The following is a 15,516-nucleotide window of genomic DNA, read 5'->3' on the forward strand; positions in this document are numbered from 1 at the left end:
AGCTATAGTACCTTGCAGACATTATAATAGATGTGATCTATTTCTAATATTTGTCAAAAATGCCACTCATTGAGTGGCATTAGATATTAAGTCTAAATACTACTGTTTTTCATGCGGATTACGCGTATTAGTTCCATCCAGATTACGGATTAGCAATGCATATTCCACATCGATTTCTTCGGGAATGGGCAAATACATGATATGTCCATTTCCCGGAGCAACCTCAGCAGCCTGGCCTTTTTTATCCAGCATGCTTTCCAGCGTAAACTGAATATTGCCGGTTGGGGTCATTAATTCGACGCTATCTCCGACGGAGAATTTATTTTTAACCACCACTTCCGCCAGCCCATCCCGCCGGTCGCCGGTAAATTCTCCAACAAACTGCTGCCGCTCGGAAACTGAGTAGCCGTAGTCATAGGTTTGTTGGTCTTCATGGACGTGGCGACGCAGGAATCCTTCGGTATAACCGCGGTGTGCCAAGCCTTCTAGCGTGGTGAGCAGCGAAGGATCGAAAGGTTTTCCGGCAACTGCATCATCGATAGCGCGGCGGTAAACCTGAGCGGTGCGAGCGCAATAGTAGAAGGACTTGGTACGGCCTTCAATTTTCAACGAGTGAACGCCAAGCTGAGTCAAACGCTCTACGTGCTGGATTGCCCGTAAGTCTTTGGAATTCATGATATAGGTGCCGTGCTCATCTTCTGAGGCGGTCATGTATTCCCCCGGACGCATGGCTTCCTCAATCATAAAGACTTTATCGGTCGGTGCGCCGATACCCAGCGTTGGTTCGACATTTTTCACCGGAATTGGCTGGTGAATATGCACGATATTGCCGATATCGTCCTGTTTGCCTTCTTCAACTTTATATTCCCAGCGACACGCATTGGTACAGGTGCCCTGATTCGGATCACGCTTATTGATATAGCCGGAGAGCAGGCAACGGCCGGAATAGGCCATGCACAGTGCGCCATGGACGAAGACTTCCAGCTCCATTTCTGGCACTTGTTCGCGGATTTCAGCAATTTCTTCCAGAGATAGCTCGCGGGATAAAATCACCCGAGTCAGCCCCATTTGCTGCCAGAATTTCACCGTCGCCCAGTTAACTGCGTTGGCCTGCACCGACAGATGAATATCCATCTGTGGGAAAGCTTCGCGCACCATCATGATCAGGCCGGGATCGGACATAATCAGCGCGTCCGGCCCCATATCGATCACTGGTTTCAGGTCGCGTAGGAAGGTTTTTAGCTTTGAGTTATGTGGGGCGATATTCACCACAACGTAGAAGCGCTTGCCTAAAGCATGGGCTTCCTGAATCCCTAAAGCCAGATTTTCATGATTAAATTCATTATTGCGAACGCGCAGGCTGTAGCGAGGTTGACCGGCATACACGGCATCGGCACCGTAAGCGAAAGCGTAGCGCATATTCTTCAGCGTACCGGCTGGAGACAGTAATTCAGGTATAAACATGGGAGATTCTCAGTCTGAGTTCAAGTCAGAACCACGCCCTGGGGAGTGGCAAAAGCCGATGATTGTAGCGCCAGAAAAGCGGAAAATCAGCCCTTGCACAATTTTTGTAGGGTTTAAATGATCTGGATCAAAATAGCCAAGAAGAGCGCGGCCTGTTACTGCCGCGCAGTCGTTAGTAGGGTACAAATTAATCTACAGCGTCAGGTCTTTAATGGTGGTGGTGGGGCCGTTTTTCGTTACAGAGGCAATGCCATTTTTAGCTGCGGCTTCAGAACTATAAGATTCGCTGACGCCGATAACTTGATGATTCTTGGCTTTCAGCACAAAGTAAGGTTCATTTTTAACGTTGTGCTTTAATTCGTATTGAGCTTCCAGGGGAGAATTGCTTTGGACTGATGCGATACCATTTTCAGCGGATGCTTTACTGGCGTACATCTCGCTGGAGAGAATAACTTCATTATTGCCGGCTTTCAGATTGAAATAATATTGACCGTTCTTCGCTTTTTTAAGCTCATAGTAGCCGATGGCCATAGTGTTTCTCCTGTTGGTTGAGTAGTCTCCTAATCAGTGTAGTCAACGCTATCCATAATGGAGATTCGCGTACCTGACTCAGCCAACATAACGCACCTTTGGCATAAAATACATTAGAGCAAACGACCCATTTCAGCCTCCCAGCGGTAGCCCATTCCATATACTGCGCGGATAAAGGGCTTTTCTTCATCGAAGGACTCCAGTTTTCGTCGCAGATTTTTAATATGACTGTCGATGGTACGATCGGTCACGACCCGGTAGTCGTCATACAGATTATTCAGCAGTTGTTCACGGGAAAATACGTGCCCCGGCTGCATTGCCAGAATCTTGAGTAAACGAAACTCTGCTGGAGTGAGATCCAGGGTGTGACCCTGATAGCTGGCGTGGAAGCGTGACTCATCAATTTGTAGCGGTGCCATGTCACTGGGCATTTCTCGCGGGCTATAGCAGCGGCGCAAAATAGTTTTCACCCGAGCCACCACTTCACGCGGGCTATACGGCTTGCAGATATAATCGTCAGCGCCGATTTCCAGCCCGAGTAAACGATCGATTTCCTCAGTTTTCGCTGTGACCATCACGATAGGTACATCGGAAAAACGACGTATTTCGCGACAGATACTGATACCGTCGCTGCCGGGCAGCATCAAATCCAACAGGATAATCGCTGGCGGAGCTTGCCGTACCGAGGCGACGACTTCAGCACCATTGGTCACCCATCGGGTCTGGTAACCCGCGGCCTGTAGATAATCCACCAACAGTTGCCCAAGCTTAGGCTCGTCTTCAACGATCAGTACCGGGCCATGTTGGCCTGGGGCGAAAATAGCTTCATTCATGGATATTTATTTTCCTGGTGAATGTGACAACGGAAAGTCTACCTTAATCAATACGCCGCCCAAAAGTGAATGTTCGGCGGCGATTTTTCCGCCGTGGGCTTCGACGATATTATGACAAATGGCCAGACCCAGCCCCGATCCGCCACTCGCTCGGTTACGTGAGGTTTCCGCGCGATAAAAGCGTTCAAAGATCCGCTGTAGCTGTTCGTCGCTGATACCGGGTTTGCTGTCTTGCCAGCACAGCGTGAGGGCATTGTCATCGAGACTCATGCTGATATTCAGTTGCCCACCGTTGTTGGTATAGAGCAGGCTGTTTTCCATCAGATTATGGAATAGCTGGGTGAGGCGATCCGGGTCGCCGAATATCATGGCCTGTCCGGGTAAGTGAGTTGTTACCGTCAGCCGTTTTTCCTCGATGCGACTTCGGAAACTGGCGAGCGCTACCTGCAATAAATGCACCAAATCCAGCTGAGTTTTACGGTAAGCCAGTGCCCCGCGATCGGACATGGAAAGCTGATGCAAATCGTTGACTAGTTTGGTTAACATCGCCACTTCGGCTTGCAAGGAACTGAGTGATTCCGGCGTAGGTTGGCGAACGCCGTCCTGTAAGGCTTCCAGCTCGCCGCGTAGCACGGCCAACGGCGTCCGTAATTCGTGAGAGACGTCGGCCATAAAGTCGCGGCGCATTTGCTCATTTTTTTCCAGCGAGCTGGCTAACTGATTGAAATCTTGTGCCAGTCTTCCCAGTTCATCGCGGCTACTGACGGCTACTCTGGTGCTGAAATCCCCGGCAGCCAGTCGATGGGTGCCTTCCACCAAACGTTTTACCGGAGCCAGCATCCCTCGCGATAGTAGCCAGGTTACGGCGGCGGCTAGCAAAGTGGAGAGGGCGACAATCATCCAACTGGTACGGCGTTGTTGCAGGTCAAAATTGATATCGGCATCGCGAGTGAGTTTTTCCGAGGGGGTGGCGATCACCCAGCCGACGATCTGATCGTCATATTTTATGGGGAGGCGTGAACCCTCTTTAGGCACTGCTCCGGTGTGGCCAACCAACAGCTTAAAGTGACTGTCTACTACCCAAAACTGGGTGCGCCAGCCGCGTGGCGGAAGATTATGGCTATTATCGCTGTTTTGCTCGAAGGATCGCATGATTTGATACACCACACGATCGTTATTACGCAGGAAATTCCAATTGCCGTAGTGCTTGTATTGTTCTTCCAATGCGTCACCCAGCATGGCGATACGTTGCTCATTGCTGTGTTTGATATAATCGATAAAACCGCGCTCAAAGCTAGCACGCATTCCCCAATGCATGGTGATTAACACCAACATACAGGTGGCGAAAATCGCCATAAATAACTTACTGGTAATGCCAATTCTCATGCTGTCCTCATTTCTGGCCTGTTGTATCCAGAGTGCGGTTTTTACGAATATCCTGCGGTACTTTGGCAAAGATTAACGCCGGTAAGGCAATGACAATCGCCATGCAGAGATAGCTGTAAAGGAAGGCGCTGTGGGTCGCCGGTGAGTTAGTGACGACCTGATTGTGGGCAAACATACCGAGAACGATCCCGGCGATGCTAACGCCCATACTCATAGCCAACTGCATGACCATGGATAACAGACTGTTTCCACTGCTTGCCAGCCTGTCGGGCAAGTCTTTCAGGGTTAGCGTATTCATAGTAGAAAACCGCAAAGCGTTGAGCATTCCCTGAAAGAATAAAACCACTGGCAGCAGCCATAGCCAGCCCATCAGAGCGACTAACGGGAAGCTCAGGCTAACCACCGCCAGTAGCAGAGTGGCGCTGACCAATACCTGACGATAGCCGAAGCGGTTAACCACTTGCACGATAATTCGTTTAATTCCCATGCTACCAATAATCATGGGAATCATCATCAGACCAGCGTGGAACGGAGTAAAACCCAGACCAATCTGTAGGAAAATCGGCGTCATAAAAGGCAGCATTCCACTGCCGATACGCCCCGTCATACTGCCAATTAGCCCTAAAGTGTAAACTTTATTCTTGAACAATCGCAGCGAGAATAGGGCTGAAGGATTACCTTTGGCGTGCCACCCATAGCCCAGCAGCGCCAGCAGCCCGCAAATAATTAATCCAACAATGGCGGCGGGGTGCAGGCCAAGTCCTTTATGGCCGTCGAGCGCCAGTGTCAACGTAGCCATACCGACTGCCAACATCAAAAAACCGCTGATATCAAACCGGCGAGTTTGCATGGTGTAATTAGGCATTAACATCAGAGTGGCAATGGCGCCTATCAATCCAACCGGCAAATTAATCAGGAAAATCCAATGCCAACTGGCGTACTCCACCAGAAAACCGCCGAGCGCTGGCCCCATCAGCGGGCCAACCTGTCCAGGCAGAGTCACAAAGGCCATCGCCGCCATATATTGTTCGCGTGGAACGATTTTCATCACGGTTAAACGACCAACTGGCACCATCATCGCGCCGCCGATACCTTGAATGACGCGGGAGAAAACTAGCTCATTCAGGGACGCGGATCGAGCGCACATCAGTGAGCCAATGGTGAACAGGATAATCGCGGAGAAAAACACCCACTTCACGCCAACTCGATCCGCCAGCCAGCCGCTGGCAGGGAGCATAACTGCCACGGTCAGCACATAAGAAACAATCACCGACTGCATACGCAGCGGGTTTTCCCCCAGACTGGCGGCCATTGACGGCAACGCAGTGTTGACGATAGTGGTATCCAGCGCCTGCATGAAAAAGCCAAAGGCGACGATCCACAACTGCCAGCGAACCGACGTGGACCGAAGCGGCGTTAGCGTTTCTGGGGACATATTACTCAATCCTCTGTAGGGGCTGACGGCTAAAACGGCTGCACAGGCGATCGAAACACAGGTAAACCGCCGGTGTAGTATAAAGCGTCAAAAGTTGGCGCATAATCAGGCCGCTAACGATGCTCATCCCCAAGGAGGGGCGCAGTTTCGCGTCGTCGCCGCAGCCTAGAACCAAGGGCAAGACGCCAAATAGCGCCATCAGCACGGTCATCATAATCGGGCGGAAACGTAGCAAACTGGCCTGAAAGATAGCCTCTCTGGCATTGAGATTGCCGTTTCGCTGCGCTGCCAAAGCCAACTCCACCATCATGATGGCGTTATTTTTCACTATGCCAATCAGCAACATAATACCGATCAGGGCTTTCATACTGAAAGGCGCGTCAAGCACCGCCAAAGCCAACAACGCGCCGACGCCAGCGGAAGGTAACGTGGACAGAATTGTCAGTGGATGGACGTAACTTTCATTTTATCCAGCGAACTGACGTCCTGCGTATATTGCCGGGCGACTTCCATCACGACTTTGTATTGATTTAACGGCTGATAATGATAAATAGTGGAGATCTGTCGTTGCCCAAAAGCGTTATTTAGCAATGTATTGGCATCGGAAACGCGGGTGCCCAAGCGCGCCAGCCTTTCACGATCGACAGTCAGCCCCAGCTTGGCACCTTTGTGTTGTTGAGCGGCGTTAACGTCCGCCAGCTCTGGCGGTTTGGCAAATGCGGCGCGAATTTTGGCTCCCCAGATGCGCCAAGCGCTCAGATCGCCCACCTGTAAAGTGTCGTGGTTACTGGCGTTAGATTGCCTGCCGCCAATGCGGATATCCTGTGCTGCGGCTAAAAACAGGCTGGCTCCCGGCTCTTTGGTACCGCTTGCTTGGCCGCCGGTGTGAAGTGGCGCCAGACGGTAATGGCGATAATCACGACGGCCACCAGATCTGCCAGAATTACCGAGCGGGAAGTGCGTATAGGTTTGGCATTCATAGTGGCGAAGGATTCTCTTTTATGCTTGTGATTTTACGTGGAGACGATCCGTAATAGGCGTTAGCCAGATAACTTATATTTTATTAGTTTAGCTGTCTTTTCACGGAGAATAATGAAGGAAATATGGAATAGAAAGCTGATTCTTTTCAGTTTTGTCTGGGTAACGTTCTGTTTTGTAAAAAATACGGCATTTTAAAGGATGGCGGCGCGGAAAAAAGCCATTGTGTCAATGAGTCACGGAAAGGAAGAAGGCTGCGGATAGGTGTCAATGAGGCAGGAAATAACCGTTAGTTAACCGGTGCATCCTGCCTCAACACATTCACTATTTTTAACGATACAGCGTTTGCGCCCAGCGTGCCAGACCAGCGGTAACGGAGCCAAAATCATTGCCCCCAACCAGCGGAATGCCCGGTAACTGTTGCTGTAGTGCGCTGCGTAACAGTGGTGAACGGGCGCTGCCGCCGGTCAGGTAGATCACGTCTGGCTTGACGTTGCTGGTGGACAGCGCCAGGTTGACTTGTTCCTGAATGCGTTGCAACGGCTGAGTGATGGCATCGGCCAATTGCTGCTGACTGATCATTTGCCCCAACTCAGGTTTGACGAAGTCCAGCGCCGTGGCGATCTGCTCGTGCTGAGACAGCGCAATTTTGCTCTCTTCTGCCGCTCTTACCAAACGGTAACTCAAACGCTGTTGGTAGACTTTCAACAGCATTTCTACCTGTTGCGGGTTAGCCGCATCGCGAATCAAATCACGCAGGAAACGGCCGTTGGCCGTGCTGTAGAAATCGCTCTGCGCCGGAACATCGTTGGTGGCTACCGCATTCCAGTAAGGCAATGAAGGCATTGCGATGCCTTTTTCGGTTTCGCTACCCATACCAAACAGCGGCATTAACTGTTTAAACGCCAGCATGATGTCCAGATCGTTACCACCAACTCGACAGCCGCTGTGACCCAGCAGGCTTTGCTGACGATCCGCCATGCCCTGCCAGTTTGGTCCCATCAGTAACACCGAACAGTCGGTGGTTCCGCCGCCGATATCGACGACCAGCACGGTTTTTTCTTCGGTCAGCGTCGCCTCAAAGTCCAGACCGGCGGCCACCGGTTCAAATTGGAAAGCGATATCGCGGAAACCGGCACGCTGTGCGGCGCGCAGTAAAATGCCTTCGGCCTGACGGTTAGCGTCTTCGCCGCCAGAGCCCTGGAAGTTAACTGGACGGCCAATGACGGTCTGGCTGATTTCGGTTTGTACGGCAGATTCCGCCTGACGTTTGATGTGGAACATCATGGCGCAGACCAGATCTTCAAACAGGGCGATTTGCTGAGGTTTTAAACCGGTCGCCCCGAGGAAGGATTTGGGGGATTTAACGAAGTAAACTTCTTCCGGATCTTCGATGTATTGAGCCAGCGCCGACAGGCCAAAATGCAGGCTGTCCGCATTGACTGGAATATCTTCTTCACGGTTAAAAGCGATGGCCCGCCGTAACAACTGTTGGTTTTCATCGCTGCCGGTGGGCACCTGCCAGTGACGATGCAGGCATTCACTTACCGCCTCTCGCGTGGGCGCGCATAACATGGAAGGCAAATAAACGTCGTTATTTTCCAATACCAGCAGTTCGGGAGCATCGTCCCGCATTATGGCCACAGAACAGTTCGCCGTGCCGTAGTCAAAACCAATGAACATAATTGCTCCCAGGCCAAATAAAGGGGGGCGACTTTACCTTAGAGTGCGCAGAGGAGCAATCGACAAATCAGAGTCATTGGCGGGAATAATTCGGGTATCGGTTCAGGTTTTCTCTAAATGACATTTTTGAATCTGCCGTAGGCTATTTATTGCTTAAATAACCGCAGCCTAAAATATCGGTCAGACGTGCGGTGCGGGCAATACTGTCACCGTCGACCAAATCGACGCCAATATGACTAAGTTTATCCAGGATCGCCAACTGATCGGCAGGCCCCGCGAGGGTTTTGACCCCGGCTTGGTGAGCGGCGCCGTTGATAATCGAGACCATCACTTCGTCCATTTGATTGGTATGAATATTGGCGATCAGACCGACGTCGAGTTTTAAATAATCCATCTTGAGGTGATTTAACCTACTGAAACCATTCATGTTGGCTGAAAAATCCGTCAGGATAAGTTTGCCGCCCAGCCTCTGCAGGCGAGTGATAAAATTATCGATAGTGGACGAATGGCGCAGCAGCGTAGATTCCTGTATCAACCAATGCAGATCGGAGGCTGGAATGACGGATTGTTGCAGGCTATCCAGCAAAAAGTGGCGAAAGCTTTCTTCCTGTAGCGATTCTTCGGATAAAGCCACGGCGACCTTGAGCGCCTTACTTTGAATATTTTCGCCCTGTATACATAACAATTGGTGGCAGATCCATTTATCTACCTCCGGGCGCAGGCCATAAAGCAAGGAGGCCGAGAGAAAATCGTCCTGGCTCACGGCCTGTTTGTCATTCGGGATAACCGACGGGACCAGTTGGTAGAAAGCCACGTTATTCGGTATGAGCGGCGGAGCGGCGGCGGTAGCCAAAAGCTCTAGCTGATTCTCTTCCAGAATATGCAGAATTTCATCTTTGCTCAGTAGCTCATGCTGGCGTGCCAACAGCTGTTTTTGCCGTGGCTGGTAGAGATACACCTGCCCACGACCACTGTGTTTGGCGGTATAGCAGGCAATGTCCGCCTGCTCCATCAGTTCACTACGCTTGCTGTTTTGACTATTGATTTGGGTTATACCGGCGCTGGCGCCGATACGGTATTGCTTACCTTCCCAGTAGAACGGGTAGTCATTAATCAGCGAAACCATTCCCTGCACCACGGTTTTAGCTCTGGTGACGCTGCAGTTTTGCAGTAACAGGCCAAATTCATCGCCGCCAAGACGGGCAACGCAATCGCTAGTACGTAAATACTTACGCATCAACGCGCTCAATTCTGTTAACAACGCGTCTCCGGCGGCATGTCCGGCTGTATCGTTAACCGCTTTAAAGCGATCCAGATCGAGGAAGCCTAATGCGTGCTGTTGATTATGTTCGATGCTTTTTTGAATCGCATTTTTCAGCTGATACTCAAAATTCGCGCGGTTAGGCAAGCTGGTCAAATTATCGTGCGAGGCGCTGTAGCTGAGTTTACGCATCATTTCGCGCGATTCGCTGACGTCCTGGAAGACCATAACGGCACCGACGGTTTCCCCTTCCAAGGTTTTCAGCGGCGCGACGGAATCCTTAATGTCATAACGTTCGCCGTCCCGATTGTGCAAAATCAGCGAAAGGTTATTTTGCGGCGGTGAAACCCCGTTAAGACAGTACCAGACCGGATTTTCCACGTTTAAACCGGTGCTGCTATCGGTTAAGTGAATGATTTGATCGATAGGTTGGCCAAGGGCGATGGTATTGGCCCAGCCGGTCATTTTTTCTGCCACCGGGTTCATAAAGGTAATATGCATTTCCCGATCGGTACTGATTACCGCTTCACCGATGGCGTCCAGCGTGATATGCAGGCGTTCCTTCTCTTCGTGCAGGGCTTCTGTCAGGCTTTTCACTTCGGTTAAGTCCAGCGCAGTGCCGATTAAACGCAAAATATCGCCTCGACTATCGCAAATCATATTGGCCTGATTACGAATATGGCTGATTTGGCCGCTGCGAGACACAATGCGATATTCCAATCGATAGGGCTGACAGTGAGTCAGCGCCGCGGCAAATTCGCGGTCAATGCGCGCACGGTCGTCGGGATGGATGCGATCTCGCCATGCCTCTATGCTAGGAATCGTATTCGGCGGCAGATCATACAGTTCGAACATTCGTTTATCCCAACTGATGGTGTTCTCTTTCAGGTTCCATTCCCAAATTCCCACTCCACCGGCTTCATTCGCCAGGGTAATGCGTTCCATCAGCCGACGATTGACCATTTCGGTTTTTTTCAGGTCATTAATATCTTCAACCTGAGAAATAAAATAGAGCGGACGCTGCTCGTGATCTCGAACCACGCTGACGACCAATAGCGCCCAAACCACCTCGCCGTCGCTGCGAATATAGCGTTTCTCCATGGTGTAGCTGGGGATCACGCCGTCAAACAGGTCTTCCAATAGCTTGAGATCGGCGGTGAGATCTTCCGGGTAGGTGATTTCCTGAAAGGTTAAATTGAGCAGTTCTCCTTGGCTGTAGCCGAGTAAATTGCACAAGGCTTTGTTGACCTGTATCCATTTACCTTCCGGCGACACCAGTGCCATACCGATGGCCGAATATTCCATCGCGTTCCGAAAACGGTTTTCGCTCTCGATAATATGATCTTTTTCAGTGCGAAACGCGTGCATCACCATCGACATCGCGTGTGGCGGCACTAACACCAGTAATAGCGGAATAAACGTAAAAGCCTGAATAAATAGCTGACCGCTCACCTGATTGGTGAACAGATTGAAATTAATCATCAGCGCAATCAATACCGCGGTGAGACAGAAGATGATAAATGCTTCCAATCGGGGCAGCCGAATAGCGACCCAAATCAGCGCCATCACGATGAAAGTAAAGGGGAAGGGTAGGTAAGTCAGCGCCAGATAACAGCAAGTTAAAGATAAAATTAGCATCCAGATCATTTCAAACAGAGTTTGCGATCGCAGGGATGATCTGAAATAGCCTTGCTGATAAAGCAACCCAACGGGTGCCAACGCCAATATGCCAATGGATTCAGACATAAACCAAAGGGTGAATAGCTGGCCGAAATCGCGGTGGTCCGGAGCCAGATAAAATGCTGCCGCGAAGCCGCTGAGTATGGGGATCAGCAGAACTGCCGTCAAAACAAATTTAAGCCAGCTAAACAGGCTGTGTAGCGGATCTTTCGGCATTAACAGGCGGCGTAGCAGCCAGGCACCGGCGATAGACTCCACCAGATTGATTAGTGTCAAAGGGACAGAAAACCAGCTAGGGCCGTAGAGCGTGATATTCGCCAGAATAATAGCCACGCCAGCGACAAGCAGTTGCAGCGGCCAATAACGTAACCGCAGATGAAATAAAGCCACCATCAAAATAGCGGTAGGGAACCACAGCGGCGCGAGGTTACGTGAAGTTTCCGACAGTTGGATGCAAAAAAGCGCGAGCAGGTAAATCAGGCCGCTGATAAGCGCGATGTTCAGAAGAACATGATATGAATGATTTCGTGCTATCGCTCTGATTCTCATGGCGAACCTTATGTGTAACCTGCGAATTGCCAGCGGCATAGGAAAAATGCCGCTGGTTTTTGAATCCTAGTACAGAAGGGCGATACTGACCATTGTTCCGCGCGTTATCATGGTTGATATCGCCGCGAGAATAAGCCCTCGTTTCACATGGGTTCCTAAAAATGATAGTGAGATCAGACCAAAAATAACGTTGCCAGACCGAGGAAAATAAAGAAACCCCCAGTATCGGTAATCGCGGTGATCATCACACTTGAGCCAATCGCCGGATCTCGCCCCAGCCGCGCCATGGTCATTGGAATCACGACGCCCATCAGTGCCGCAACCAACAGATTAAGCATCATTGCCAGCGTCATGACGCCGCCCATGGCTAAATCGCCGTACAGGATATAGGTCACAATGCCCATAATACCGCCCCATACTATGCCGTTGATCAGCGCGACACCCAGTTCTCTCATCATCAGGAATGAAATGTTGCTGTTGCCTAATTGGATATGGTGCAACGCCAGCGCACGGACAATCATAGTAATGGTCTGATTGCCGGTATTGCCGCCAATGCCGGCCACAATGGGCATCAATGCTGCCAGTGCAACCAATTGAGAAATGGTATGTTCGAATAAACCTATTACTCGTGAAGCGATAAAAGCGGTGCACAGGTTAATGGCCAGCCAGGACCAACGGGTGCGAACCGCGCGTCCTACCGGAGAGAACACGTCTTCTTCCGGGCTTAACCCCCCCATACGACGTAAATTGGTGTCGCTTTCTTCATTCACCACGTCAACGATTTCTTCGATGGTCAGTCGTCCCATCAGCTTGCCTTTGGCGTCCACAACGGCGGCGCTGATCAAGTCATAACGTTCGAACGCCCCGGCGGCGTCTTCTGCCTTTTGTTCCGGCTGGAAAGTGGTCGGCTCACTGTTCATCACTTTGAACACCTGAGTATCCGGTGAGTGCAGCAGAATGGTGGTGAGGGGCAATTCGCCCAGCAGCGTATTCTTCCGATCGATCACGAAAATTTTATCGGTGGCATCGGGAATGCTCTTACGATAGCGCAGATAGCGCTGAACGGTTCCTAGCGTGATGTCGGCACGGACCGTGACCAGCTCGAAGTCCATCATCTGGCCGACGGTATCTCGGCCATATTGAATCACTTCTCGCACTCGCGCTCGTTGAGCCGGATCGAGTGACGTCAGCAAGCGCCCCATCAGGTTGCGCGGCAGGTATTCGGCCAAATAAGCCTGCTCGTCCACGTGCAGATTGCGCATGGCTTTCAGCAGGTCTTTATCGCTCATTTCTTCGATCAGGCTGTCCCACACCGTTTCGGAGGCTTCAACCAGCGTATGGCCGCGAGAGTTGTTATCCACCAGACGCCACAGCGCCAGACGTTCATCTTGCGGCAAAGCTTCCAGTAAATCGGCGAGATCCGCGGCGTGTAAGTCGGCCAGCAAATGCTTAATCTCGGCGGTTTGATCCAGCAATTGTTCATCGCTGAGTTTTTCCCGATCGTCCAGGCGACCGAGAATACCGTCAACCAGCGCTTTATTATTCAGTAATAGCGAAAGAATACGGTGACGAATAGCGGCCAGTTTTTTAGCGTCAAATTTGGCGGACGTTGGGTGCTGATGTACGTCGGAAACGGTAGGGGCTGACATAGTGGTCCTTAACTCAATGCATTATGGGGGGATAACCCCGCTTTTTATTTGTTCGCGTCATGTCAGGGTGACAGAGGTGTTCGGCAAACGGTGGCCGCTATGCAGCCAAAATTTTTGTCACGGTTATTTATGATTATGGGTTTTATCCGCGTAGCGCGATTCGCCACGCTCAAGACTGTGGGATAGGTAAGAGGTCTGCGGCAGACATCTTACCTATCTTAAGAGGCAAATCAGCTATTAAGGCGTTAAATCAGGCTGAGGCGGCGTGTATTCCCGATCCACCGGTTGCTCAATCTGTTCTGATTGATTACGTTCCTGATGATGAGGAATCGCCGCGATTGCCGCGTAAAGTAAACGGCCAAACAGAATGATAAAACTGACCAGTAATATGATTTTGGTTAACTGCGTCGATTTTTTGTTTCTCATACTCGTTTTTGCACTGTGTTGTCCGTTAGAGATAAGCATCAGGGGCCAGCTGCGACCCCTGAATTCGGAGAGCATCGGCGTTAATCCGTCTCGTTTTCTGCTTCTGGCGCGTCTTCTTCCTCGATAATCAGCTTCCAGCCGATTACGTCATTCCAATAAGCCTGTTCCCGTTCAACATCGAGCTGCACCAGACTGTTTTGTGAAAAGTAGCCGTAAGGGAAGCGCAGAGTCCAATGATTATCATCGGTGATCAGCCGTAAGCTTTCTGGCTTAGTGGTGGACTGGCGTTGGTTGTTCAGTAAGGCACCCAAGCGTAGCAACTGGATCAGCGGCAGGTAGTATTTCTTTTTAAACAGGTTAAGACGCGGTAATTCATCCAGTTTCATGGCTTTACGATGGAATCGCACCAGTGACGCCAGTAATAATTGCTGTTCCTGATTAAAGCCCGGTAAATTGGTGTTTTGCAGAATATAGGCTGAGTGGCGATGCATTCCGCTGTGATTGATACTCAGCCCGACCTCATGCAGCATGGCGGCCCATTTCAACAGCGCTTCGAGCTGCGGCTGCACCAATTTCGGGTTTTGCTCCATCCACTGGGTATAGAGTAGCTCGGTGGTTTCCAGCACCCGGCGCGCCTGTTCGCGATCGATATTGTAGTGATCGGCCAGACTTTTTGCCGTCCGCTGACGAATATCCTGATGGCGGAAACGGCCTTCCATTTCGTACAGCACGCCTTCACGCAGCGCACCGTCGGAAAGACGCAGATCTTTGATCGCTAACGCATCGAATACGCCGCACATAATCGCTAAACCTGGCACAAATACTGATTGGCGATCTTCAGATAAACCCGGCAGGCTCAGCGCGCTAAACTGCTTGAATTGCAACACCTGCTCAACCAGCATTTCCAAACGTTCTGGCGTAATCAAACCGTCTTTTTCACCCATTTCGACCAGCACTTCATGGGCGGCTTTAATCGTACCCGAAGCCCCAAGAGCGTACTGCCAACCTTGAATGCGATATTGCCATGCCAGCGTTTCCAACTTTTGCGCCGCTGCCAGACGAGCGCGCTTAAAGTTAGCCTTACTGATTTCACCATTCGGGAAAAATTGCTGAGCGAAGCTGACGCAGCCCATGCGACGGCTTTCTGCCAATAGTGGTTCAAAATCTTCGCCGATAACCAGTTCGGTCGAGCCACCGCCGATATCGATCACCAGTTTGCGACCTTTCTCCGGCTGAGTGTGTTCCACGCCCATAAAAATCAGACGAGCCTCTTCCTGACCGGAAATGATCTCGATCGGGTAGGGAATCACTTCGGCGGCGCGTTTCAGAAACACTTCGGCGTTGGCGGCCTGTCGCAGGGAGTGCGTCCCCACGATACAGACGTTATCCGGCGAGAAACCTTGTAGCCGTTCGGCAAATAGAGCCAGACAGGCCAGACCGCGTTCCATCGCTTCTTCGCTAAGAATATTGTTACTGTCTAATCCATCAGCCAAATGTACGCGCTGTTTTAAGCGACCTAAAACCTGAAGTGCGCCGTTAACGACGCGGGCAATCACCATATGGAAACTATTGGAGCCAAGGTCAATGGCGGCAATTTCCTGCGGTTTAGTGGTGGAGTTACTGGTTAGCGGCATAGTTTTA

11 protein-coding genes and 1 pseudogene are annotated in these 15,516 nt (G+C 50.9%); all 12 read right to left on the reverse strand.

Translation table 11 applies throughout. From position 1 onward, the window contains the following. Positions 1–99: 99 nt before the first annotated feature. Entirely contained in the window at positions 100–1,464 is a 1,365-nt protein-coding gene (gene yegQ / locus ACQ4OC_RS05270) for a tRNA 5-hydroxyuridine modification protein YegQ (RefSeq protein ID WP_064516904.1), read from the reverse strand. Between the two features lie 192 nt (positions 1,465–1,656). After that, positions 1,657–1,995, reverse strand: coding sequence for a YegP family protein (locus tag ACQ4OC_RS05275; protein WP_064516906.1), 339 nt, complete (start codon positions 1,993–1,995; stop codon positions 1,657–1,659). Positions 1,996–2,108: 113 nt separating this feature from the next. Further along, a complete protein-coding gene (gene baeR, locus ACQ4OC_RS05280) occupies positions 2,109–2,828 on the reverse strand; it encodes a two-component system response regulator BaeR (protein ID WP_064516908.1) in 720 nt (239 codons plus the stop codon). A gap of 6 nt (positions 2,829–2,834) precedes the next feature. Then, positions 2,835–4,214: a two-component system sensor histidine kinase BaeS gene (baeS, locus tag ACQ4OC_RS05285; RefSeq protein ID WP_064516910.1), complete on the reverse strand. Its 1,380-nt coding sequence runs from the start codon at positions 4,212–4,214 to the stop codon at positions 2,835–2,837. Positions 4,215–4,221: 7 nt separating this feature from the next. Next, positions 4,222–5,649 (reverse strand): MFS transporter, encoded by a 1,428-nt coding sequence (locus tag ACQ4OC_RS05290; protein WP_120805809.1) that lies wholly within the window; start codon positions 5,647–5,649, stop codon positions 4,222–4,224. Position 5,650: 1 nt separating this feature from the next. Next, positions 5,651–6,510: pseudogene (locus ACQ4OC_RS05295) on the reverse strand (efflux RND transporter permease subunit); the annotation flags it as partial. Continuing rightward, positions 6,483–6,629, reverse strand: coding sequence for a hypothetical protein (locus ACQ4OC_RS05300; protein ID WP_235600981.1), 147 nt, complete (start codon positions 6,627–6,629; stop codon positions 6,483–6,485). The gene ACQ4OC_RS05300 and the pseudogene ACQ4OC_RS05295, both read right to left, overlap by 28 nt. 328 nt (positions 6,630–6,957) lie before the next feature. After that, positions 6,958–8,310 (reverse strand): molecular chaperone, encoded by a 1,353-nt coding sequence (gene yegD, locus ACQ4OC_RS05305; RefSeq protein ID WP_064516918.1) that lies wholly within the window; start codon positions 8,308–8,310, stop codon positions 6,958–6,960. Positions 8,311–8,452: 142 nt separating this feature from the next. Then, positions 8,453–11,800 carry a diguanylate cyclase gene (locus tag ACQ4OC_RS05310; RefSeq protein WP_120805811.1) on the reverse strand — a complete coding sequence of 1,116 codons (3,348 nt, stop codon included), beginning with the start codon at positions 11,798–11,800 and terminating at the stop codon, positions 8,453–8,455. A gap of 173 nt (positions 11,801–11,973) precedes the next feature. Continuing rightward, positions 11,974–13,449, reverse strand: a complete 1,476-nt coding sequence (gene mgtE / locus ACQ4OC_RS05315; protein WP_064516920.1) for a magnesium transporter — start codon at positions 13,447–13,449, stop codon at positions 11,974–11,976. A 237-nt stretch (positions 13,450–13,686) separates the two neighbouring features. After that, positions 13,687–13,875, reverse strand: a complete 189-nt coding sequence (locus tag ACQ4OC_RS05320) for a YfgG family protein (protein ID WP_064518482.1) — start codon at positions 13,873–13,875, stop codon at positions 13,687–13,689. 80 nt (positions 13,876–13,955) lie between these two features. Then, positions 13,956–15,509, reverse strand: coding sequence for an exopolyphosphatase (gene ppx / locus ACQ4OC_RS05325; RefSeq protein ID WP_064516921.1), 1,554 nt, complete (start codon positions 15,507–15,509; stop codon positions 13,956–13,958). Positions 15,510–15,516 lie beyond the last annotated feature (7 nt).

Source organism: Yersinia sp. J1 (assembly GCF_050586585.1).
Lineage (GTDB): Bacteria > Pseudomonadota > Gammaproteobacteria > Enterobacterales > Enterobacteriaceae > Yersinia > Yersinia entomophaga.

Excerpts from the sequence above, each read along its gene's own strand:
- ACQ4OC_RS05310 (WP_120805811.1), bottom strand. The coding sequence starts at position 11,800 with ATGAGAATCAGAGCGATAGCACGAAATCATTCATATCATGTTCTTCTG.
- ACQ4OC_RS05290 (WP_120805809.1), bottom strand. The coding sequence starts at position 5,649 with ATGTCCCCAGAAACGCTAACGCCGCTTCGGTCCACGTCGGTTCGCTGG.
- ppx (WP_064516921.1), bottom strand. The coding sequence starts at position 15,509 with ATGCCGCTAACCAGTAACTCCACCACTAAACCGCAGGAAATTGCCGCC.
- ACQ4OC_RS05320 (WP_064518482.1), bottom strand. The coding sequence starts at position 13,875 with ATGAGAAACAAAAAATCGACGCAGTTAACCAAAATCATATTACTGGTC.
- baeS (WP_064516910.1), bottom strand. The coding sequence starts at position 4,214 with ATGAGAATTGGCATTACCAGTAAGTTATTTATGGCGATTTTCGCCACC.
- yegD (WP_064516918.1), bottom strand. The coding sequence starts at position 8,310 with ATGTTCATTGGTTTTGACTACGGCACGGCGAACTGTTCTGTGGCCATA.
- mgtE (WP_064516920.1), bottom strand. The coding sequence starts at position 13,449 with ATGTCAGCCCCTACCGTTTCCGACGTACATCAGCACCCAACGTCCGCC.
- baeR (WP_064516908.1), bottom strand. The coding sequence starts at position 2,828 with ATGAATGAAGCTATTTTCGCCCCAGGCCAACATGGCCCGGTACTGATC.
- ACQ4OC_RS05275 (WP_064516906.1), bottom strand. The coding sequence starts at position 1,995 with ATGGCCATCGGCTACTATGAGCTTAAAAAAGCGAAGAACGGTCAATAT.
- ACQ4OC_RS05300 (WP_235600981.1), bottom strand. The coding sequence starts at position 6,629 with ATGAATGCCAAACCTATACGCACTTCCCGCTCGGTAATTCTGGCAGAT.
- yegQ (WP_064516904.1), bottom strand. The coding sequence starts at position 1,464 with ATGTTTATACCTGAATTACTGTCTCCAGCCGGTACGCTGAAGAATATG.